Genomic DNA, 20,631 nt, shown 5'->3' with positions numbered 1-20,631 from the left:
CCAGCGAGACGGGGAGTTCCATGTCGGCCGCACAGCCTCAGACACGCGAGTTCCGGGCGTTCCTGACCAATCTTGAATACGCCCGGAAGATGATCTTGGCGGGTCAGAGCCTGGCGGCCTTCCAGTCTCCGGTCATCGACATCGGCGACTTTTATCGGGCCGCCTGGGTGCAGGCCGTCAGTGCCATCGACCACTGGTTCCATGAGGAGTTGTACCGGCGCGTGGCCGAGCTGGCCGGCGAAGACAGCCCCGAGATGCCCTACCAACTGACGAAGTTTGAGCTGCCCCTGGTCAAGGTGGAGGAGGTCCGGCGCGGTACCACCACGCTCGCCGACGCCGTCTCTGAGCACGTCAAGGCGAAGTGGGGCAACGCGGCACTGCAGAACCCTCGCAAGATCAGCGAGGCGCTGAAGCTGGTGACGGAAGAGGACATCTGGGCCAAGGCCGCCGTCCAGCTCAACGAGTGGAACCACGGCCGTACGTCCATGAACGCGCAGACACTGAAGCAGAAGTACAACTCGATCACTGATCGCCGCAACAGGATCGCCCACGACGCGGACTTGCTGGGCGGCGACCTCAAGCGTCGCCGCCCCATCTCCGACGCCGACGTTACCGACGCGATCGACTGGATCGAGCGAATCGCCCTCGCCATTGCCACCGTGCTGGGATGAGTCGACCTCTCAGGCACCGTCATTGCGGCAACGCCACCGTTCGGAGCTGACGGCAGCTCTGACGGCAACGACGGCACACAGGTGCACATGATCGCTAACCTCGACGACCGGGGTTGGCGGTAGTTGGGACTCCTCAAGGCGGGCTGCCCGATCCTACGGATCAGAAGGTTGCAGGTTCGAATCCTGCCGAGTGCACATTGATCAAAGGCCCCGCCGGTCAGACCGGCGGGGCCTTTGGCTTTCTCTCGTTGGGGTTGTTGGGCCGGGGCCGTGATGTCAGTGGGGGGCTCTACTGTCGGTGGGGTGCGGCAGGTGTGGGTGTGTGCGGGGTTGCGGTGGGCCGGGGGCGGGCCCGTGCTCGTTTGGGGTGGGGGGCGGGAGAGTCCGCTGGTCCGGGGGCGGCGGGTGGCCTTCGGAGTCGTGGACGGGGGTGTGCGGACGTGCGTCGGAGCCAGGGGGAACGCGTGTGCCGTGCGGGCCGCCGTCTCCGCCCGGAGTACGGGCGCCCGCTGTGAGGACTGCGCCCGCCTCGACCGGGCGCACTCGGTGGCCGCCGACACCATGGCCGACGACCCCCGGCCCTACCACGTGTATCTGGCCTGGTTCGGGCCCGGCATGGTGAAGGTCGGGATCACGCGCGTCGAGCGCGGTGCCGTACGGCTCCTGGAGCAGGGCGCCGTCACCTTCAGCTGGCTGGGGCAGGGGCCCTTGATGGCGGCCCGCCGCACCGAGGAGCTGCTGCGCGCCGCCCTCCGGGTCCCCGACCGCGTCCCGTACGCCGACAAGCGCGCCGTGCGGGCCGCCCTGCCCGGGCCCGAGGAGCGCGTCGCCGAGATCCGGGAGCTGCACGCCCGCGCCGGACTCCTCGACAACTGGCCCGAGTCCCTTCGGCGCGAGCCCTTCCAACCCGTCGACCACACCGGCGTGTTCGGGCTCGACGGCATGCCTCCCGCCCAGGGAGTTGTCACCGGGCTGGCCGCCGGCGGGGCGATCAGCGGTGAGCTGTGCGGTGCCGCCGGACCTGACCTCCACCTCGCCACCGCTCGCGGCGTGCTCGTCCTCGACACCCGGCTGCTCACCGGCTGGGAGCTGACCGGCGTCGCGGAGGACCGCGGGCCGCGCGGCTTTCCCGTACGGGAGTCGCCCGTCGGGTCGGGGGTGCAGGACGGTCTCTTCTGAGGAGAGGGGGCGGGGAGGTTCGTACGCCGGTTTGGCTTGGCTGTTCGGGTCACCGTGCTGGACGGCCAGGGGCCGACAGACGGAAAGTGGCCGTCATGAGCGATCGCGATCACCCCCACGAGCCTGATGAGCCCTACGAGCCTGGTGGGCCGTACGAGGCTGGTGGGTCATACGAGCCCGGTGAGCCTTTCGAGGCTGGTGGGCCATACGAGTCCGGTGAGCCATGCGAGCCCGGTGAGCTATACGAGTCCGGTGAGCCCGGTGGTTCCGGTGAAGCCGCCTCCGTCCGTGCCTTCTGGGAAGGGCTCGGGCTGCCCGGCCTCGTCGACGTCCACACGCACTTCATGCCTGACCGGGTGCTCCGCAAGGTCTGGGACTACTTCGACCGGGTCGGGGAGCTGACCGGCGGGGTCGAGTGGCCCATCACCTACCGTGCCGACGAGGCCGAACGGCTGGCGTTGGTAAGGGAGTTCGGGGTGCGGGCCTTCACCGCGATGCTCTACCCGCACAAGGCCGGCATGGCCGAGTGGCTCAACTCCTGGGCCGTAGGCTTCGCCCGCCGCACCCCGGACTGCCTGCACACCTCGACCTTCTTCCCCGAGCCGGGCGTCGACCGGTACGTGCGCGAGGCGGTCGAGGCGGGCGCGCGGGTCTTCAAGGCGCATGTGCAGGTGGGGGCGTACGACCCGGGGGACGAACTCCTCGACCCGGTCTGGGGACTGCTCGCCGAGGCCGGTATCCCCGTCGTCATCCACTGCGGGTCGGGGCCCTCGCCCGGCAAGCACACCGGGCCCGCTCCGGTCGCCGGTGTCCTCGCCCGCCACCCCCGGCTGCGCCTGGTCATCGCGCACCTGGGCATGCCCGAGTACGAGGACTTCCTCCACCTCGCCGAGCGGTACGGCGAGGTGCGGCTCGACACGACGATGGCGTTCACGGACTTCAGCGAGCGGCTCGCGCCCTTTCCCGCCGGGCTGCTGCCCCGCCTCGCCGACCTCGGCGACCGGGTCCTGCTCGGCACCGACTTCCCCAACATCCCGTACCCCTACCTCCACCAACTGCGCGCGCTGGAGCGGCTCGGGCTCGGTGACGACTGGCTCCGCGCGGTCTGTTATCGGAACGGGGCGCGGCTGTTCCGCCTGTGACGGGGAGGAGAGACCTGTGACGGCGAGGAGAGAGGGGAACCCCGCAAGTAAGAGGAGAGAGGGGAACCCCGCAGGTAAGAGGCGCACAGGAGAATCCCCGGAGTTTCCTGAGAGGCGGCTGTGCGTTTCTCAGATAAATCACAGGTTGTCGAAAGGCCGTTCTCAGCGGCGCCGAGCAAGGTGTCCGCTATGACCACGACCTCGCCCCAGGGGCGCACCGAACTGCTGAGGCCGGACGGGAGCCCCGTCCGCGTGCTGGTGGTGGACGACGAGCTGTCGATCACCGAGCTGCTGTCCATGGCCCTGCGCTACGAGGGCTGGCAGATCCGCAGCGCCGGCGACGGGACGGGCGCGGTGCAGGCCGCGCGCGAGTTCCGGCCCGACGCCGTCGTCCTCGACATGATGCTGCCGGACATGGACGGCCTGGCCGTGCTCGGCCGGCTCCGCCGCGACCTGCCCGACGTCCCCGTGCTGTTCCTGACGGCGAAGGACGCGGTCGAGGACCGGATCGCCGGGCTCACCGCGGGCGGCGACGACTACGTCACCAAGCCGTTCAGCCTCGAAGAGGTCGTGGCCCGGCTGCGCGGACTCATCCGGCGCGCGGGCGCCTCGGACCGCCGCTCCGAGTCCGTGCTCGTCGTCGGCGACCTCACCCTCGACGAGGACAGCCACGAGGTCTCCCGGGGCGGTGCCAACATCCATCTCACCGCGACCGAGTTCGAGCTGCTGCGGTTCCTGATGCGCAATCCGCGCCGGGTGCTGAGCAAGGCGCAGATCCTCGACCGCGTCTGGTCCTACGACTTCGGCGGCCAGGCCAACGTGGTCGAGCTGTACATCTCGTATCTGCGCCGGAAGATCGACGCCGGGCGCGAGCCGATGATCCACACCCGGCGCGGGGCCGGCTATCTGATCAAACCCGCCGCGTCATGAGCGGACGACGACGGCCGCGGACGCAGATGAGGCGAGGACAGCCGCGCACTCTGCGGACGCGGCTCGTCGTCGCGTCCGTCGCGCTGATCGCGGTCGTGTGCGCGGTGATCGGCACGGTGACCACGATCGCGCTGCGCTCGTATCTGTACCACCAGGTCGACGACAACGTGGCCGAGGTGGCGATGCGCGCGGCCGGCGGCCCGGTGGGCGGCGACCTGCCGGGCGGTGGGAGCGGCACCTTGCGTCCGCCGCCCGGCGACGGCCTCGTCAAGGACCCCCTGGACTTCGTCACCCGCGGCCAGGGCATCGGCGCCATCGGCGCCATCGTGAGGAACGGCGAGGTCGCCAAGGGTGTCGTGAGCGTCGGCAAGAAGGACTCGAGCGGCGCCGAGCAGCCCACCCAAGTCAGCCTCGACAGCGACCAGTTGGCCGCCCTCGGCGCCGTCGCGAAGGACGGCAAGGCGCACACCGTACGGATTCCGGGGCGCGGCGAGTACCAGGTGCGGTACCAGAGCGGCCGCAACGGCGCCTTCTACGTGGCCCTGCCGACCAAGGACGTCACCGACACCCTCACCACCCTGATCTACGTCGAGATCAGCGTGACCGGCGCGGGTCTCGTCGCCGCCTCCCTCGCCGGCGCGGCCATCGTCACCCTCGCCCTCCGCCCCCTGCGCAGGGTCGCCGCCACCGCCACCCGCGTCTCCGAACTGCCCCTGCACACCGGGGAGGTGACGCTCTACGAGCGGGTCCCGGAGTCCGAGTCCGATCCGCACACCGAGGTCGGACAGGTCGGCGCCGCGCTCAACCGGATGCTCGACCACGTGCACGGCGCCCTGCACGCGCGCCAGCAGAGCGAGACGCGCGTACGGCAGTTCGTCGCGGACGCCAGTCACGAACTGCGCACCCCGCTCGCCTCCATCCGCGGCTACGCCGAACTGACCCGGCGCGGACGCGAGGAGACCGGCCCCGACACCCGGCACGCGCTCGGGCGGATCGAGTCCGAGGCCGGGCGGATGACCCTGCTCGTGGAGGACCTGCTGCTCCTCGCCCGCCTCGACGCCGGGCGGCCCCTCCAGTACGAGCAGACCGACCTCGTACCGCTGGTGATCGATGCCGTGAGCGACGCGCGGGCGGCCGGGCGGGATCACGACTGGCGGCTCGAACTGCCCGAGGAACCCGCGCTGGTGGCGGCGGACGCCGCACGGCTGCAACAGGTCATGGTCAACCTGTTCGCGAACGCCCGGACGCACACCCCGGCGGGGACCACCGTCACCGCCCGCGTCCACCGGCACGGGCCGTGGCTGTGCGTGGACGTCCAGGACGACGGGCCCGGCATCCCGGCCGAACTGCTGCCCCGGGTCTTCGAACGGTTCGCGCGCGGCGACTCCTCGCGGTCCCGTGCCTCCGGCTCGACCGGGCTCGGGCTCGCGATCGTGCAGGCCGTGGCCGCCGCGCACGGCGGCGCGGTGACCGTGGACAGCGTGCCCGGCAGGACCGTGTTCACCCTGCACCTGCCCGTGCACAGCCCGGAAACCCCGGGGCAACAGCACTCACAGGCACAGCACAGCGCCACCACATGGGCGCGACAGGGCGCGTGACGAGAGTCGTTCCATGCGAACCGACTCTTCTCCCGGCAACCTGCCGGCGCGGGAGCATCTCCCGGCCACAGCCGCCGGCACGCCTGTCCTGGACGTAGTGATCCCCGTCTACAACGAGGAGAAGGACCTCCAGCCCTGTGTGCTCAGACTCCACGAGCATCTCCAGCGCACCTTCCCGTACGCGTTCCGCATCACGGTCGCGGACAACGCGTCGACGGACAGCACCCCGAGGGTGGCGGCGCGGCTGGCGGCCCGGCTCCCGGAGGTCGTCTCCCGCCGGCTGGAGCAGAAGGGCCGCGGCCGGGCGCTGCGGACCGTGTGGTCGGCGTCCGACGCGCCGGTCCTCGCGTACATGGACGTGGACCTGTCCACCGACCTGAACGCCCTGCTGCCGCTGGTGGCGCCGCTGATCTCCGGCCACTCGGATCTCGCGATCGGCTCGCGGCTGGCCCGCTCGTCGCGGGTGGTGCGCGGTGCCAAGCGGGAGTTCATCAGCCGCTCCTACAACCTGATCCTGCGCGGCTCGCTCCAGGCGCGGTTCTCGGACGCGCAGTGCGGGTTCAAGGCGATCCGCCGGGATGTCGCGCAGGTGCTGCTGCCGCTGGTCGAGGACTCCGGCTGGTTCTTCGACACCGAGATGCTGGTGCTGGCCGAGCGGGCCGGGCTGCGCATCCACGAGGTGCCGGTCGACTGGGTCGACGACCCGGACTCGACCGTCCACATCGTCCGGACCGCGACGGACGATCTGAAGGGGGTGTGGCGGGTGGGGCGCGCCCTGGCCACCGGGTCGCTCTCGCTGGACCGGCTCGCCCGGCCGTTCGGTGACGACCCACGCGACCGTGAACTCACCGACGTGCCCAAGGGGTTGGCCCGGCAGCTCGTCGGCTTCTGTGTCGTGGGCGGGCTGTCCACGCTCTTCTACCTGCTGCTCTACAGCGGCTTCCGTTCCTTCTCCGGGTCCCAGGTCGCCAACGCGCTGGCGCTGCTCGTCTCCGCGGTCGCCAACACGGCGGCCAACCGGCGGCTGACCTTCGGGGTCCGGGGCCGGGGCGGGGCCGTCCGGCACCAGGCGCAGGGGCTGGTCGTCTTCGGCATCGGCCTCGCCCTGACCAGCGGGTCCCTCGCCGCCCTGAACACGGCGACGAGCGATCCCGCGCACTCCGCCGAACTGGCGGTCCTGATCGCCGCCAACCTCGCGGCGACCGTCCTGCGCTTCCTGCTCTTCCGCGCCTGGGTCTTCCCGGACCGGCGTGACGAGCCGGCGGCGTCCACGTCCGGATCGACACCGGCGTCGGTATCGGTGTCGGTATCGCCGGCAGTGTCCGCTCCGGCGCCGACACCGACACGGGGATCGGTACCGGCAGCGGTAGCCACATCGGGATCGGCGGCGGTATCGGCGTCGGTATCGGCGTCGGCGCCGGTGGGGGCCTCGCAGCAGCCCGGTCCCTACGCCGCCCACGCGGTGGACCACCCCGACCGCGACCACCACGACCACCCCGACCGCGACCATCACGGCCATTCCGACCACCCCGACCGCGACCATCACGGCCATTCCGACTACCACGGCCATTCCGATCACCACGGCCATTCCGACCACCACGACCCGAGGAACGCGCGATGACGACGCAGCCCGACACGAGCAGGAACCGCGCCGGGGGCGGCCGGCCCGCGCACGCCCGGCCCGCCGGAGAGCCCGCCCCCGCCGGAGAGCCCGCCCCCGCCAGTGAGCCCGCCCCCGCCAGTGAGCCCGCCCCCGCCGGACAAGCCGCCCCCGCCGCAGAGTCCGCCCCCGCCTGGGGACCGCCCGACACCGCGCACCCGGCGGAGCCGGTCCGGCCCGGAGCCGAGCCCGGAGTCTCGCCGCAGCTCGCGCCCGGAGCCGAGCCCGGAGTCTCCCCGCAGCTCGCGCCCGGGGCCGGTGAGCCCGCGCGGCCGTCGCTCCGCCGGGCCTGGCGGGGCAGGCCGGAGGACCCGCGCTGGGCGCGCCCCGCGTTCCTCGGCCTGCTGCTCGCCACCACTGTGCTCTACCTGTACGGCCTCAGCGCCTCCGGATACGCCAACTCCTTCTACTCCGCGGCCGTCCAGGCGGGCAGCCAGAGCTGGAAGGCGTTCTTCTTCGGCTCGCTCGACTCGGCCAACGCCATCACCGTCGACAAGCCCCCGGCCTCGCTGTGGCCGATGGCGCTGTCCGTGCGGGTCTTCGGGCTCAGCTCGTGGGCGATCCTCGTCCCCGAGGTGCTGATGGGCGTGGCCACGGTCGGCGTCCTGTACGCGGCCCTGCGCCGCCGGTTCAGTCCGGCCGCCGGGCTGATCGCGGGCGCGGTGCTCGCGCTCACCCCGGTGGCCGCGCTGATGTTCCGGTTCAACAACCCGGACGCGATGCTCGCGCTGCTCATGACCGTCACCGTCTACTGCGTGCTCCGGGGACTGGAGGACGGCCGGACGAAGTGGCTGGTGTGGGCGGGCGTCGCGGTCGGCTTCGCGTTCCTCGCCAAGACGCTCCAGGCGTTTCTGATCCTGCCGCCGCTGGCCGTGCTGTACGCGGTGTGCGCGCCGGTCGGTGTGCGGAAGCGGTTCGCGCAGATCGGCCTCGCGGCCGGGGCGATGCTCGTCGCGGGCGGCTGGTGGGTGGCGATCGTCGAGCTGTGGCCGGCGTCCTCGCGCCCGTACATCGGCGGCTCGCAGAACAACTCGTTCCTGGAGCTGACCTTCGGCTACAACGGCCTCGGCCGCATCAACGGCGACGAGACCGGCAGCGTCGGCGGTGGCGGCGGTGGGGCCGGCGGTGGCGGGACCGGGCAGTGGGGCGAGACCGGCTGGGACCGGATGTTCAACTCCGAGATCGGCGGCCAGATCTCCTGGCTGCTCCCGGCGGCCCTGATCCTGCTGGTGGCGGGCGTCGTCCTCACCCGGAAGGCCGGGCGAACGGACCTGACCCGCGCCTCGTTCCTCGCCTGGGGCGGCGCCCTGCTGATGACCACGCTCGTCTTCAGCTACATGGCTGGCATCTTCCACCAGTACTACACGGTGGCCCTCGCCCCCTACATCGCGGCCCTGGTCGGCATGGGCGCGACCGTGCTGTGGGAGGAGCGCGGCAAGGTGTGGCCCTCGCTCACCCTGGCCGGCGCGGTCACCGCGTCCGCCGCCTGGGGATACGTCCTGCTCAACCGCACCTCCGACTACCTGCCCTGGCTCAAGTGGCTGGTCCTCGTCGGCGGTCTGGCCGGCGCGTTCGGCCTGATCTTCGTGACCCGCCTCGGCCGCCGTCTGGCCCTCACGGCGGCGGGGCTCGGCCTGCTGGCGTCGGTCGCGGGCCCGGCGGCGTACACGCTCTCCACCGTGAACACCGGGCACTCGGGCTCCATCGTGACGGCGGGCCCGGCCGGGGCGAGCATGATGGGCGGTCCCGGCGGCGGTGGCGGTGGCATGCGGGGCGGCTTCCTCGGCGGAACCCAGGGCGGGAACCAGAACGGTCAGCCCGGCGGCGGCACGGGGCAGCCCCCCACGGGCGGCACCGGCGGCTTCCCCGGCCAGAACCAACAGGGCAACGGGAACACGCAGGGCAACGGGAACACGCAGGGCAACGGCGGTACCCGGGGCGGGAACCAGCGGGGCGGTATGCCCGGCGGTGGCCCCGGGGAGGGCGGCATGGGCGGCGGCGCGGGCGGCCTGCTGAACGGGGCGAACGTCAGCTCCGCGGCCAAGAAGCTGCTGTCGGAGAACGCCGGTGACTACACCTGGGCCGCGGCGGCGATCGGCTCCCAGAACTCGGCGAGTTACCAGCTCGCGACGGGCAAGCCGGTGATGGCGATCGGCGGCTTCAACGGCACCGACCCGTCGCCGACCCTGGCCCAGTTCAAGAAGTACGTGACCGACGGGAAGATCCACTACTTCATCTCCGGCGGCGGTATGGGCGGAGGCATGGGCGGCGGCGGAACCTCCTCGACCTCGTCGCGGATCAGCTCCTGGGTCACCGCCAACTTCAAGAAGGTGACGGTCGGTTCGGCCACGTTCTACGACCTCACGCAGCGGACGGGTACGAGCTGAGGCAGGCAGTACGTAGGCAGGCAAGCCGTAGGCAGGCAGCACGTAGGCAGGCGGCGCGTAGGCCGACGGCAGGCGGTGGTCCGGAGTGAACGTGCTCCGGGCCACCGCCGCGCCGTACGCCGTACGGGAGCTGTTCTACGGTGTATGGCATGGCACCGTCGTCCCCTCCCTCCGGGCACCCCCATCCCTCCGGGCAGCCCCATCCCTCAGAGCGGCTTGATCCCTCCGGGCACCCCCAGCGCTGGCTGATTCTCGGGGTCATCTGTCTGGCCCAGCTCACCGTGCTGCTCGACAACACCGTCCTGAACGTCGCCATCCCCTCCCTCACCCGGGAACTCGGGGCGGCGACATCCGACATCCAGTGGATGATCAACGCCTACTCCCTGGTCCAGTCGGGACTGCTGCTCACCGCGGGCAGCGCGGCCGACCGGTACGGCCGCAAGAAGCTGCTGGTCGGCGGGCTCGTGCTGTTCGGGGTGGGCTCGCTGGTGGCCGGACTCGCGGACTCCACCGGGCAGTTGATCGCTGCGCGGGCCGGGATGGGCGTGGGCGGGGCGCTGCTGCTCACCACCACCCTCGCCGTCGTGATGCAGATCTTCACCCCGGACGAGCACCCGAAGGCGATCGGCATCTGGAGCGCGGTCAACGCGGTCGGCTTCGCGGCGGGGCCGCTGCTCGGCGGATTCGTGCTGAACCACTTCTGGTGGGGCGCGATCTTCCTGATCAACCTGCCCGTGGCGGCGCTCGGCCTCGTCGCGGTGATCGCCCTCGTCCCCGAGTCGAAGGCCGCGCCGCGCCTCGCCGCCGACCCCGGCACCGTCCAAACCCCCGGCACCGGCGCTCCCGGAACCCCTGGCGCCTCTGGCACCCCTGGCAGCTCTGGCACTCCAGGCACCCCCAGCACCCCAGGCACCCTGGGGGCGCCGAGGCGGGCCGACCGGCCGGACTTGGTCGGCGCCCTGCTGTCCACGGTCGGGATGACCGCGCTGGTCTTCGCGATCATCTCGGGGCCCGAGGACGGCTGGACGTCGGCGCGGGTGCTGGGCACGGCCGCGCTCGCGGTGCTCGTCCTCGGCGCCTTCGCGGTCTGGGAGAGCCGGGTCCCGTACCCCATGCTCGACCTCCAGTTCTTCCGGAACCGGCGGTTCACCGGAGCCGTCGCCGGTGCCGTGCTCATCACGTTCGGGATGGGCGGCGCGCTGTTCCTGCTGACCCAGCACCTTCAGTTCGTGCTCGGATACGGGCCGTTGGAGGCGGGCCTGCGGACCGCGCCGCTCGCGCTCGCCGTCGTGGCCCTGAACTTCTCCGGACTGTCGGCCCGCTGGACCGCGCGGCTCGGCACGCCCCGGTCCATAGCGGCCGGCATGACGCTGATGTCGGCGGGACTGGTGTCGATCGCCACGCTCACCGGCCACGGCTACGCCGGGACGCTCGCCGGGCTGCTGCTCATCGGCGCGGGGTGCGCGCTGGCCAACCCCGCCATGGCACAGGCCATCATGAGCGCCATCCCGAGGGAGAAGGCCGGGGTCGGCGCCGGGATCAACGGCACGCTCGCCGAGTTCGGCAACGGGCTGGGCGTGGCCGTGCTCGGGGCGGTGCTCAACGCGCGGTTCGCGGCGCTGGTGCCGGTGGCCGCCGTCTCGCTGCCGGCCGCGCTCGCCTCCGCCGGGTCGGCCGAGGAGCGCGGTCGGATCACCAACGCGTTCTCCTCGGGCCTGGAGACCAGCCAGTTGGTCGGGGCCGCCGCCGTCCTGCTCGGCGGACTGCTCGCGGCCGGGTTGCTGCGCCGGGCGGAGAGGGCAGACTCGGCGGTGGCGGTTCCCGCGTGAGGGGCGCACGGGGTCGACGCGCGGGGCGCGTGCGCGGCCGGCGCCTTCCCGCTGGGCGCTTTCGCGCCGGGTGTTTCAGCGGGGGTGTTTTGGCGGCGGTCCGGAGGACACTTCGGACAGAGACGTCCCGGGGTTCGAGTTCCGAGGAAGGTGCGCCATGGTGAGGGCAGCCGACAGGGCCAAGGGGCCGGCGCGGACCAGTGTCTGGCTGGAGGGCAGGGCACGCCGGGGCGGTACCACCCGGGGTGGCGGGCAGCCGTCGGGGCTCGACCGGGAGCGGATCACCGAGGCCACGGTGCGGTTGCTGGACGCGGAGGGTCTCGCGAAGTTCTCCATGCGACGGCTTGCCGCCGAGCTGAACGTCACGGCCATGTCCGTGTACTGGTACGTCGACACCAAGGACGACCTGCTGGAGCTGGCGCTCGACGCGGTGTTCGGCGAACTGGAACTGCCGGACGCCGGGGTGGCACAGGAGTGGCGGGAGCAGTTGCGGGCGCTGGCGGTGGGGAACCGGGCACTGCTGGTGCGCCACCCGTGGGTGTCGCCGCTCATCGGCACCTTCCTGAACGTCGGGCCGCACGCCATGGCGTTCTCGCTGTGCGTGCGGGAGGTGATCCGGAACACGGGGCTGCCACCGCACGGGCAGATGGGGGCGACCGCGGCCGTCTTCCAGTTCGTGTACGGGTTCGGGACGATCGAGGGGCACTTCGTGCAGCGGTGCGCCTCGGCGGGGGTGTCGCAGGACGAGTACTTCCGCGAGGCGATGAGCACGATCAGCGAACAGCCGCGGTACGCGGCGGACTTCGCCCGCGCGGCGGTCCTGATGGAGGCGCGGGGCGGCGACACCGTCGCGGAGATGCGGGACCGGGACTTCGCCTTCGCCCTGGACCTGCTGGTCGCCGGCATCGAAGCGATGGTGACCCGGGGCTGAGCCCCGTCCCGGCGCGCCGGGACGGGGTGCGGGCAGAGATTTCAGCCCCTCCGGCGTTGGAGGAGCTGGGTCCGGGGCGGAGCCCCGGGTTCGGGTCGGGCAGGGGCGGCGGGGGCGATAACAAGCCTTTTCCCGGCCGGGGTTACTGCTCCTCCGGAGCGGCCAGCCGGGCCGGGAAGCCCCCGGTGGCGACCGGACCCCACCGGGTCGGCGTGACCCGGATGATCGACTTGCCCTGCTTGCGCATCGCCGCCCGATACTCGTCCCAGTCGGGATGCTCCCCGGCGATGTTCCGGTAGTACTCCACGAGCGGCTCCACGGACTCGGGACAGTCGAGGACCTCGGCGGTCCCGTCGACCTGGACCCACGGCCCGCTCCAGTCGTCACTGAGGACCAGCAGACTGACCCTCTCGTCCCGCTTGGCGTTCCGCGTCTTGGCGCGCTCCGGGTACGTCGACACGACGATGCGGCCCGAGTCGTCCACCCCGCAGGTCAGCGGGGACCCCTGGGGCCCGCCGTCCGCGCGCCGGGTGAGCAGGATGGCCCGGTGCCGGGGACGTACGAAGTCCAGCAACTCGTCGAGGGGGACGGAGGTGTTCGTCGCGATGTTGGGTGCCATGCGAAAAGCGTAGGCCGCGCGCGCCCCCGTCGCCCGCGGGCTGTGCCGGTGCACGCCACCGCACCCCATCCGAACAGCTAAAGTGCTGTTCGTCCTGTGCTCGCAGTCGGGAATGTGCTGCGGAGCTCTCCTGCGCATGGCCGTTTGGCCGTGCATGCCGAAGAGGTTCGTGGTGGCTGCGTCCGAGTTTTCTGAATTGCCCCGTTTTGCCACGGGTTTCGAGCTGGCCGATGCCCTCACGGTCGCCGCGCAGCAGTTGCATGACACAACGAGCACCCACAGCACCCTGCGGACCGCCGTACGGCTGGCCGTGCACCTCCTGCCGGGCGCCGAGCACGCCGGGATCTCCGTCATCGAGCGCAAGGCCCACTGGGAGACGCTCGCCTGGACGGACGAGGTCGTCCGCTCCGCCGACGCGCTGAACGCCGGCCGCGAGCACCTGCCGTACTGGAGCCGGCTGTGGACGGCGCCGGTGGCCCGGATCGAGGACAGCGCCTCGGTGGACGGCGACGGCGACCGCGCCCTGTCGAGTCTCGGGCTGAGATCGGTGCTCTCGCTCAGACTCCGGGCCGACCGGCGCCGGCTGACCGTCCTGACGGCGTACGCGGGCAAGCCACGCGCCTTCGACGACCAGGCCACCCGGATCGGCCGGCTCTTCACCGCGCACGTCAGCATCGCTCTGGAGACGGCGACGATGCGCGAGCAGCTCACCGAGGCGATGCGCACGAGGGACCTGATCGGGCAGGCCACGGGCATCCTGATGGAGCGCCTCGACATCGACGCGTCCGAGGCCTTCGACAGCCTCGTGCGCACCTCCCAGCGGGAGAACGTCAAACTCCGTGACCTGGCCCGACGGATCGTCGACGCCAGCGAGGGCGAGTGAGCCCGGCCCGGACCTCCGCCGACGGGGGAGGGCGAGCCGGGCCGACCCGGCTCAGACGGCGGGCCTTACTCAGACGGCCGACCCGGCTCAGACGGCCAACCCGGCTCAGACGGCCAACCCTGCTCAGACGGCCGACCCGGTTCAGACGGCCGGCAGCGACTCGCCCTGCACCGCCTGGATGTCCAGCTCCACCCGCAGCGTGGTGCCGATGGCGGAGATGCCCGCCTGGACGACCTGGTTGTAGTTCATGGCGAAGTCCTCGCGGCGCAGCTCCACGGTCGCGCGGAACGCGGCGCGGGTGCCGCCCCAGGGGTCGGCGCCGGTGCCGAGGTAGGCGAGGTCGAGGTCGACGGGCCGTACGACGCCGTGCATGGTGAGTTCGCCGTGCACGGTCCAGCGGTCGGAGCCGGCCGGCGTCACGTCCGTGGACCGGTAGGTGATGTGCGGGTAGCTCTCCACGTCCAGGAAGTCCGGAGACCTCAGGTGCCCGTCGCGCATGCCGTTGCCGGTGTCGATGGAGGCGGCGGAGATCGTCGCCTCCACGCGGGACTTGGTCACGTCGTCGGGGGCGATCTCGATGCGGCCCGCGAAGTCCGTGAACCGGCCGTGCACGCTGGAGATGCCCAGGTGCTGGGCGACCGCGCCGATGGAGGAGTGCGCCGGGTCGATGGTCCACGGCCCGGGCGGGGGCAGCTCGGTGCCGCCCTGGCGGGCCAGCGTCACCTGGCCGATCTCGGCGCGGCCGGCGGCCGTGACGATCGCGCTGGAGGCGGCGGGCGCGTACCCGACGGCGGTCACGATCACGGTGTAGGCGCCGGGGGCGAGGCTCGTGGTGTCGTGGACGGCCCCGTCGGCGTCCGCCTCGGCGCGCAGCACCTGCGTGCCGGTCATGTCGGTCACCGTGACGACCGCGTGCGACACGGCCCATCCGTCCCGCGTACGGATCTTCGCGGTCAGTCCCATGTGCAGTAACTCCTTGCGATGCGGCATGCGGCAATGAAAACCGGCCCGCGGGGGGCGCACCTCCGCTCAGAGTGCGCGCTTCCCCACGGGCCGGGGCTTCGGACTACTCGCCGGGGTGGGCGAGTTCGATGTCGTGGTCGTCCACGCCACCGCCGCCGACGGTCAGTGCCGTCGCCACCGGCGGGTAGCCGGTCGCGATGACGGTGTACTCGCCGCCGTCCAGGTCGGTGAAGGCGTACGCGCCGTCCGCGCCGGTCCTGGCGGTGCCGACCACGTTGCCGGCCGCGTCGACCAGCGTCACGCGGGCGTCCGACAGGGGGCCGTGCGGTGCCCGGACGACACCCTGGACCTGGGAGCCCGAGTCGAGGTCGACCTCGATCCGGGTGACCCCGGCGCCGCCCACCTCGACGGGCAGCGCGCGCGGCCGGTGACCGGCGGCGTTCACCGCGACCGTGACGACTCCGGGGACCAGCTCGGCGAAGGCGAACTCGCCCTGCTCACCGGTGGTTCCGCTGGCCAGCACGTCACCGCGGACGTCGGTCACGATCACCATCGCGTCCTTGACCGGCGTACCGCCGTCGGCGGCCCGGACGACACCGTTCAGGCCGCTCGTGCCGCTCAGCAGGATGTCGTAGGCGAGCGGTTCGTCGTTCACGACGATCGTCGACGCCTGCGGCTGGAAACCGTCGGCGGAGGCGATCAGGACGTACGAGCCGACGCCGGGCGCGTCCACCGCGTAGGAGCCGTCGGCCTGGGCGACCGAGCGGCCGAGCTGGCGTCCGGCCAGGGAGATCAGCGTGACCGCGGCCTGCGGGACGGGCGCGCTCTCGGCGCCGCGGATCTGGCCGTGCACCCGGATGCCACCGGACGCGGGCTGCGGGGCGCTCTCGCGGGTTGCGGTGGCGACGGCGGCGAGGCGCTGCGTGCCCTCGGGGCCCGCGCCGGGCGCCGCCTCGGTGGCGGCGACGGCCTGCGCGGGGACCTGCTCCGCGTCGGCCGGCACCTGTACGGACTCGGCGGCGGTCGGCTCGGTGGCCGGGGCGCCGGACTGCTCGGCGGCGGCCTGGGCCAGCGCGCCGGACGTCCGCAGCGGGACCTCCTTGATGAACAGCACGATCAGGAAGGCGACCAGCGCGAGACCGGCGGCGATGAGGAAGACGTCCGCGATGCCGTGGCCGTACGCGCTCTCCATCACCGTGCGCAGCGGCGCGGGCAGCTTGTCCATGTCCGGGATGCTGGAGCTGGAGTCCGCGCCGGAGCCGAGGGAGGCGTACTTGGGGCCGAGGTCGGTCAGCCCGTCCTTGACGTAGTCGGTGATCCGGTTGGCCATGACCGCGCCGAGCGCGGAGACACCGATCGCACCGCCGAGGGAACGGAAGAAGGTGACCGTGGAGCTGGCGGAGCCCAGGTCGGACGGGGCCACCTGGTTCTGCGTGGACAGCACCAGGTTCTGCATCATCATGCCGATGCCGAGACCCAGCAGCGCCATGAAGATCGCGATGTGCCAGTAGGCCGTGTCGTAGCGGATCGTGCCGAGCAGGCCGAGTCCCGCGGTGACCAGGAAGCCGCCGCTGACCAGCCAGTACTTCCACCGTCCGGTCCGGGTGATGACCTGGCCGGAGACCGTGGAGGAGATGAACAGGCCGCCGATCATCGGGATCGTCATGACACCCGACATGGTCGGGGACTTGTCCCGCGCGAGCTGGAAGTACTGGCTGAAGAAGACGGTGCCGGTGAACATCGCGACGCCGACGAACAGCGAGGCCATCGACGACAGCGTGATCGTCCGGTTGCGGAACAGCCGCAGCGGGATGATCGGCTCGCTGGCCTTGGACTCGACGAGGACGAACAGCAGACCGAGGACGATCGCGCCGGCGACCATCGTGTACGTCTGCCAGGAGACCCAGTCGTACTTGTCACCGGCGAAGGTGACCCACAGCAGCAGCAGGGAGACCGCGGCGGAGATGAGGAACGCGCCGCCCCAGTCGACCTTGACGTCCCGCTTCACGACGGGCAGGTGCAGGGTCTTCTGCAGCACGATCAGCGCGATGACCGCGAACGGCACACCGACGTAGAAGCACCAGCGCCAGCCGAGCCAGCTCGTGTCGGTGATGACACCGCCGAGCAGCGGGCCGCCGACCGTCGCGACGGCGAACGTCGCGCCCAGGTAGCCGGAGTAGCGCCCGCGCTCGCGCGGGGAGATCATCGCGGCCATCACGATCTGCGCGAGGGCGGACAGACCGCCGACGCCGATGCCCTGCACCACGCGGCAGGCGATCAGCATGCCGGCGTTCTGCGAGAGACCGGCCGCGGCCGATCCCAGCACGTAGATGATGAGCGCTATCTGGACGAGCGCCTTCTTGCTGTACAGGTCGGACAGCTTGCCCCACAGGGGCGTGGCCGCGGTCATGGACAGGAGCGCGGCGGTGACGACCCAGGTGTAGGCGGACTGGCCGCCGCCCAGGTCACCGATGATCTCCGGGAGCGCGTTGGAGACGATCGTCGACGACAGGATCGCGACGAACATGCCCAGCAGCAGCCCGGAGAGCGCCTCCATGATCTGCCGGTGCGTCATCGGAGCGCCGTCGGCGGCGCCTCCGTGCTTGGCGTGAGAGCCCCGCACACCGGCTGGTGTGGTCGTTGCCATGGGCTTCCTTTTCTTACGTACTAAGCGGGTGTACGGGTGGTCAGTTCAGGTACGTCTGTCGCGTACGGGGGAGGGTGCGCCGCTGTCCGCTGCGTGGACCGGCAGTCGCCGAAGCTCTCGCGCAGCCTGCTCATCAGCTCGATGAGCAGCCCGACCTCGTGCTCGGACCAGTGGCTGAGCCGGTCGGCCAGCAGCCGCGACGTGCGCAGGGACAGCTCGTCGAGCTGCTCCTGGCCGGGACCGGTGAGGCGCAGGATGCGGGAGCGCTTGTCGGCGGGGTCGGGGAACCGTTCGATCCAGCCCCGGTCGGCGACATGCGCGACGTGGCGGCTGGTCACCGACATGTCCACGGAGAGCAGCTCCGCGAGCCTGCTCATCCGCATCTCGCCGTAGCGGCCGAGCAGCGTGAGCACGGCGGCGGAGCCTCCGGGGCAGTCGGGCGGCAGAATCCGCCCCATGTCCCGCTTCACGGCACCGATGGCGCTGAGCTGACGAGCCAATTCCTCGTACTGCGCCTGCTCGGCCATCACACCTCCCCTATTCGTTGCTTAGGGCAACCATAAAAGCAGTTGGTTGCCGCAGGCAAACGAGTCCGGGGCTTCAGGGCTAAAAACTTGGCAAAGGCAAGTATTGGCGGTCGTAAACCCGCAGGTGGGGTGGGGTGGGCGCGCGCGTCGCGAGGGTTGGCCGACGCGAACGCCCCTGGACTGGCGCGAACCGTCTCCGGTAAGAGGTGAGCGGCCCCCTGAGCGGCCCGAACCGCCCCTGGAACGAGGGGAAAGCGGAACCCCGCACTTGGGCAGACCCCGTGGATTCGCTAGGGTCCTGGCCTATGGCAAACACCCAGGGCCCCGAGGGCAACTACGACCCCGCGGGCAGCACCCAGATGTTCCGTGCGTTCGTCGACGAGTCCCCCCAGGGCCGGCAGCAGCAGCAGGCGGCGGCTCCCGCCGGTCCCCGCGTGGGTCTGATCGTCGGTGTCATCGTCGCCGTCGTGGTGGTCGCCGCGGTGGCCTGGCTCGCGTTCAAGTAGGCGGCGGGGCGGGCGACCGCCCTACTTCCACCGGACGGACACGTCCCGCGTCTCGATGCGCATGCCCAACGGCACCCGCCAGGCGTCGACGCACACCGTCCAGGTCGTGTCCTTCCGCGCGCCGGCGGCGATCGGCGCGGGAAGGGTCTCGGTCGATTTGACCGTCGCCCAGTCGATCCCGAGCGCCCCGATGATGTGCGTCCCGAACGTCACGGTCCCCGAACGCACCGCCGTACCACCGGTGTTGTGGAACACGAGGGTGACCTTCTCGCACCACCGCTGACCGGTGGCGGCCCGGGTGGGACCACTGAAGCCGAGCGCTGCGGGCCGTGCGCTCGGCGACGGAGCGGGAGGAGCGGGCGCCGAGGAGTGCCCGGCGCCTCCGCCCGGACTTCCCGACGTACTCCCTCCGGAGCCTTGGCCCGAACTCCCGCCTGTACGGGCGGAGTCGGAGCCCGAGCCGGAGCCTGATCCGGCGCCCGAGGTTGATCCCGATCCGGAGCCGGAGCCTGATCCGGCGCCCGAAGCCGATCCCGAGCCGGACGTCGAACCCGAACTCGAGGTCGAACCCGAGGCCGCAGCCGGGCCCTTGGGCGAGCCGGACCCGGCGCCATCCCGGCCGGCTGCCGTGCTCCCGGAGCCGCTGCCGTCGCCGGCGACATCCCCGTAGCCATCGCCGGATGCGAGCGTGCCGTCCGCGCCCGAACCCCCGCTCGACGCAACAGACTTGGCGCCTCCTGGCCCAGCCCCCTGACCCCCGGACCCGTCCAGCGCCCCCGGCGTTCCTCGCGTCCCCGGCGGCACCAGCGGCACCAGGGACACGTCCCCCGACGGGGCCGCCGCCGCGCCCGAGGCGCCCGGGGAGCCGCCCCCGGCCCCGATCGCGACGTAGCCGCCGCCGGGGCCCCCGCTTCCGCAGGCCGCCAGGACTCCGCCCAGGCACAGCACGGCCGCCGAGGCGCCCAGCAGGGCACCCCGGCGGCCGGGTGTCGACTCACGACGCAGACGCATCGCGCCAGTGTGGCTGACGGTCCGTCAATTATGAACCCCACGACGGGTTCTGCCGGTTCGCGCGACCTCTCAGTCGGAGATCAGTGAGAGATCGGCCGGAGATCGGCCCTGGATCAGTCGGAGATGAGTCCCTCGCGGAGCTGGGAGAGTGTGCGGGTCAGGAGGCGCGAGACGTGCATCTGCGAGATGCCGACCTCCTCGCCGATCTGCGACTGGGTCATGTTGGCGAAGAAGCGCAGCATGATGATCCGGCGCTCGCGGGGCGGCAGTTTGGCGAGCAGGGGCTTGAGGGACTCGCGGTACTCCACGCCCTCAAGGGCGGTGTCCTCGTAGCCGAGGCGGTCCGCGAGGGAACCCTCGCCGCCGTCGTCCTCGGGCGCGGGTGAGTCGAGCGAGGACGCCGTGTACGCGTTGCCGACGGCGAGGCCGTCGACCACGTCCTCCTCGGACACCCCGAGCACGGTGGCGAGTTCGGCGACCGTCGGCGAGCGGTCGAGCTTCTGGGACAGCTCGTCACTGGCCTTGGTGAGCGCGAGCCGCAGCTCCTGGAGGCGGCGCGGGACACGCACCGACCAGGAGGTGTCACGGAAGAACCGTTTGATCTCACCGACGACCGTCGGCATCGCGAACGTCGGGAACTCCACCCCGCGTTCGCAGTCGAACCGGTCGATCGCCTTGATCAGGCCGATGGTGCCGACCTGGACGATGTCCTCCATCGGCTCGTTCCGCGAGCGGAAGCGGGCCGCCGCGTACCGGACGAGCGGGAGGTTCAGCTCGATGAGGGTGTCCCGGACGTAGGCACGCTCCGGGCTGTTCTCGCCGAGTGCGGCGAGCCGCAGGAAGAGGGAGCGGGACAGGGTGCGGGTGTCGATGGCGCCGGAGGACTCGGGAACCAGTACGGCTTCCGGGGTCTCGGCGGCGGGGACATCGGGAAGCACGGCGTGCGCCTCGGACGCTGCGTCGCTCTTCGTGAGCGTGAGCACCTTCGAGCTGCCCTGGTCTGCGGACATGCCACCCCCTTTGGGTCGCGGACGGTCGCGGCAGTCGCTCCCGTCGGAGGAACGCAGCCTCCACCTGAATACCGGAGGCGGGGCCGCGGCAAACGCGTCTCCGGAAGAATGTCACATGTCGGCAACACGCTGTAGTGA

The 20,631-nt window shown here is 71.7% G+C and carries 17 protein-coding genes; 11 read left to right on the top strand and 6 right to left on the bottom strand.

What is annotated here, in order from left to right; all coding sequences use genetic code 11:
• Positions 1-20: 20 nt before the first annotated feature.
• From AB0912_RS00865 to AB0912_RS00825, 9 genes are all read left to right on the top strand, one after another.
• On the top strand, positions 21-671 hold the full coding sequence (locus tag AB0912_RS00865; RefSeq protein ID WP_366695305.1) for a hypothetical protein: 651 nt from the start codon (positions 21-23) through the stop codon (positions 669-671).
• 303 nt (positions 672-974) lie between these two features.
• A complete protein-coding gene (locus AB0912_RS00860; protein WP_366695303.1) occupies positions 975-1,850 on the top strand; it encodes a DUF2797 domain-containing protein in 876 nt (291 codons plus the stop codon).
• 311 nt (positions 1,851-2,161) lie between these two features.
• Positions 2,162-2,992: an amidohydrolase family protein gene (locus tag AB0912_RS00855; protein ID WP_366695690.1), complete on the top strand. Its 831-nt coding sequence runs from the start codon at positions 2,162-2,164 to the stop codon at positions 2,990-2,992.
• Positions 2,993-3,181: 189 nt separating this feature from the next.
• The gene (locus AB0912_RS00850; RefSeq protein WP_366695301.1) at positions 3,182-3,922 is read left to right on the top strand and encodes a response regulator transcription factor; all 741 of its coding nucleotides are present in this window, start codon (positions 3,182-3,184) and stop codon (positions 3,920-3,922) included.
• Positions 3,919-5,520: a HAMP domain-containing sensor histidine kinase gene (locus tag AB0912_RS00845; protein WP_366695299.1), complete on the top strand. Its 1,602-nt coding sequence runs from the start codon at positions 3,919-3,921 to the stop codon at positions 5,518-5,520. The genes AB0912_RS00850 and AB0912_RS00845 overlap by 4 nt, the downstream gene beginning before the upstream one ends.
• A 13-nt stretch (positions 5,521-5,533) precedes the next feature.
• Positions 5,534-7,141, top strand: a complete 1,608-nt coding sequence (locus tag AB0912_RS00840) for a bifunctional glycosyltransferase family 2/GtrA family protein (RefSeq protein ID WP_366695297.1) — start codon at positions 5,534-5,536, stop codon at positions 7,139-7,141.
• Positions 7,138-9,567 carry a glycosyltransferase family 39 protein gene (locus AB0912_RS00835; RefSeq protein WP_366695295.1) on the top strand — a complete coding sequence of 810 codons (2,430 nt, stop codon included), beginning with the start codon at positions 7,138-7,140 and terminating at the stop codon, positions 9,565-9,567. Before AB0912_RS00840 ends, AB0912_RS00835 begins: the two co-directional genes overlap by 4 nt.
• 149 nt (positions 9,568-9,716) lie before the next feature.
• Positions 9,717-11,396, top strand: a complete 1,680-nt coding sequence (locus AB0912_RS00830; protein ID WP_366695293.1) for an MFS transporter — start codon at positions 9,717-9,719, stop codon at positions 11,394-11,396.
• Between the two features lie 157 nt (positions 11,397-11,553).
• Positions 11,554-12,327, top strand: coding sequence for a TetR/AcrR family transcriptional regulator (locus AB0912_RS00825; protein WP_366695291.1), 774 nt, complete (start codon positions 11,554-11,556; stop codon positions 12,325-12,327).
• A 142-nt stretch (positions 12,328-12,469) separates the two neighbouring features.
• Here AB0912_RS00825 and AB0912_RS00820 read toward each other — a convergent pair whose 3' ends face one another.
• Positions 12,470-12,946 (bottom strand): PPOX class F420-dependent oxidoreductase, encoded by a 477-nt coding sequence (locus tag AB0912_RS00820; RefSeq protein WP_366695289.1) that lies wholly within the window; start codon positions 12,944-12,946, stop codon positions 12,470-12,472.
• A 154-nt stretch (positions 12,947-13,100) separates the two neighbouring features.
• Here AB0912_RS00820 and AB0912_RS00815 point away from each other — a divergent pair, with 154 nt between their 5' ends.
• Positions 13,101-13,829 (top strand): ANTAR domain-containing protein, encoded by a 729-nt coding sequence (locus AB0912_RS00815; protein WP_366695688.1) that lies wholly within the window; start codon positions 13,101-13,103, stop codon positions 13,827-13,829.
• Between the two features lie 141 nt (positions 13,830-13,970).
• Here the strand turns inward: AB0912_RS00815 and AB0912_RS00810 are convergent, their stop codons facing one another.
• The 3 genes from AB0912_RS00810 to AB0912_RS00800 form a co-directional block, all read right to left on the bottom strand.
• Positions 13,971-14,792 (bottom strand): YceI family protein, encoded by an 822-nt coding sequence (locus AB0912_RS00810; protein WP_366695686.1) that lies wholly within the window; start codon positions 14,790-14,792, stop codon positions 13,971-13,973.
• Between the two features lie 103 nt (positions 14,793-14,895).
• On the bottom strand, positions 14,896-17,439 hold the full coding sequence (locus tag AB0912_RS00805) for an MFS transporter (protein ID WP_366695287.1): 2,544 nt from the start codon (positions 17,437-17,439) through the stop codon (positions 14,896-14,898).
• Between the two features lie 20 nt (positions 17,440-17,459).
• Positions 17,460-17,966, bottom strand: coding sequence for a MarR family transcriptional regulator (locus tag AB0912_RS00800; protein WP_366695285.1), 507 nt, complete (start codon positions 17,964-17,966; stop codon positions 17,460-17,462).
• 305 nt (positions 17,967-18,271) lie between these two features.
• Between AB0912_RS00800 and AB0912_RS00795 the strand changes: the two genes are divergently transcribed.
• Positions 18,272-18,472: a hypothetical protein gene (locus AB0912_RS00795; protein WP_081218227.1), complete on the top strand. Its 201-nt coding sequence runs from the start codon at positions 18,272-18,274 to the stop codon at positions 18,470-18,472.
• 21 nt (positions 18,473-18,493) lie between these two features.
• On the opposite strand, the gene AB0912_RS00790 is transcribed toward AB0912_RS00795, so the two are convergent.
• A complete protein-coding gene (locus AB0912_RS00790; RefSeq protein ID WP_366695283.1) occupies positions 18,494-18,727 on the bottom strand; it encodes a hypothetical protein in 234 nt (77 codons plus the stop codon).
• 869 nt (positions 18,728-19,596) lie between these two features.
• Positions 19,597-20,493 (bottom strand): RNA polymerase sigma factor SigF, encoded by an 897-nt coding sequence (locus AB0912_RS00785; protein WP_366695281.1) that lies wholly within the window; start codon positions 20,491-20,493, stop codon positions 19,597-19,599.
• Positions 20,494-20,631 lie beyond the last annotated feature (138 nt).

It is taken from the genome of Streptomyces sp. NPDC007084 (genome assembly GCF_040703595.1).
Classification (GTDB): domain Bacteria; phylum Actinomycetota; class Actinomycetes; order Streptomycetales; family Streptomycetaceae; genus Streptomyces.
The sequence above is the reverse complement of the archived record's forward strand: the minus strand, read 5'-3'. Positions and strand labels throughout refer to the sequence as shown.

Bases quoted from the DNA above. Each gene is read 5' to 3' on its own strand.
- AB0912_RS00865 (WP_366695305.1), top strand. From the start codon at position 21: ATGTCGGCCGCACAGCCTCAGACACGCGAGTTCCGGGCGTTCCTGACC.
- AB0912_RS00850 (WP_366695301.1), top strand. From the start codon at position 3,182: ATGACCACGACCTCGCCCCAGGGGCGCACCGAACTGCTGAGGCCGGAC.
- AB0912_RS00845 (WP_366695299.1), top strand. From the start codon at position 3,919: ATGAGCGGACGACGACGGCCGCGGACGCAGATGAGGCGAGGACAGCCG.
- AB0912_RS00840 (WP_366695297.1), top strand. From the start codon at position 5,534: ATGCGAACCGACTCTTCTCCCGGCAACCTGCCGGCGCGGGAGCATCTC.
- AB0912_RS00835 (WP_366695295.1), top strand. From the start codon at position 7,138: ATGACGACGCAGCCCGACACGAGCAGGAACCGCGCCGGGGGCGGCCGG.
- AB0912_RS00830 (WP_366695293.1), top strand. From the start codon at position 9,717: ATGGCACCGTCGTCCCCTCCCTCCGGGCACCCCCATCCCTCCGGGCAG.
- AB0912_RS00825 (WP_366695291.1), top strand. From the start codon at position 11,554: ATGGTGAGGGCAGCCGACAGGGCCAAGGGGCCGGCGCGGACCAGTGTC.
- AB0912_RS00820 (WP_366695289.1), bottom strand. From the start codon at position 12,946: ATGGCACCCAACATCGCGACGAACACCTCCGTCCCCCTCGACGAGTTG.
- AB0912_RS00815 (WP_366695688.1), top strand. From the start codon at position 13,101: ATGCCGAAGAGGTTCGTGGTGGCTGCGTCCGAGTTTTCTGAATTGCCC.
- AB0912_RS00810 (WP_366695686.1), bottom strand. From the start codon at position 14,792: ATGGGACTGACCGCGAAGATCCGTACGCGGGACGGATGGGCCGTGTCG.
- AB0912_RS00805 (WP_366695287.1), bottom strand. From the start codon at position 17,439: ATGGCAACGACCACACCAGCCGGTGTGCGGGGCTCTCACGCCAAGCAC.
- AB0912_RS00800 (WP_366695285.1), bottom strand. From the start codon at position 17,966: ATGGCCGAGCAGGCGCAGTACGAGGAATTGGCTCGTCAGCTCAGCGCC.
- AB0912_RS00795 (WP_081218227.1), top strand. From the start codon at position 18,272: ATGGCAAACACCCAGGGCCCCGAGGGCAACTACGACCCCGCGGGCAGC.
- AB0912_RS00785 (WP_366695281.1), bottom strand. From the start codon at position 20,493: ATGTCCGCAGACCAGGGCAGCTCGAAGGTGCTCACGCTCACGAAGAGC.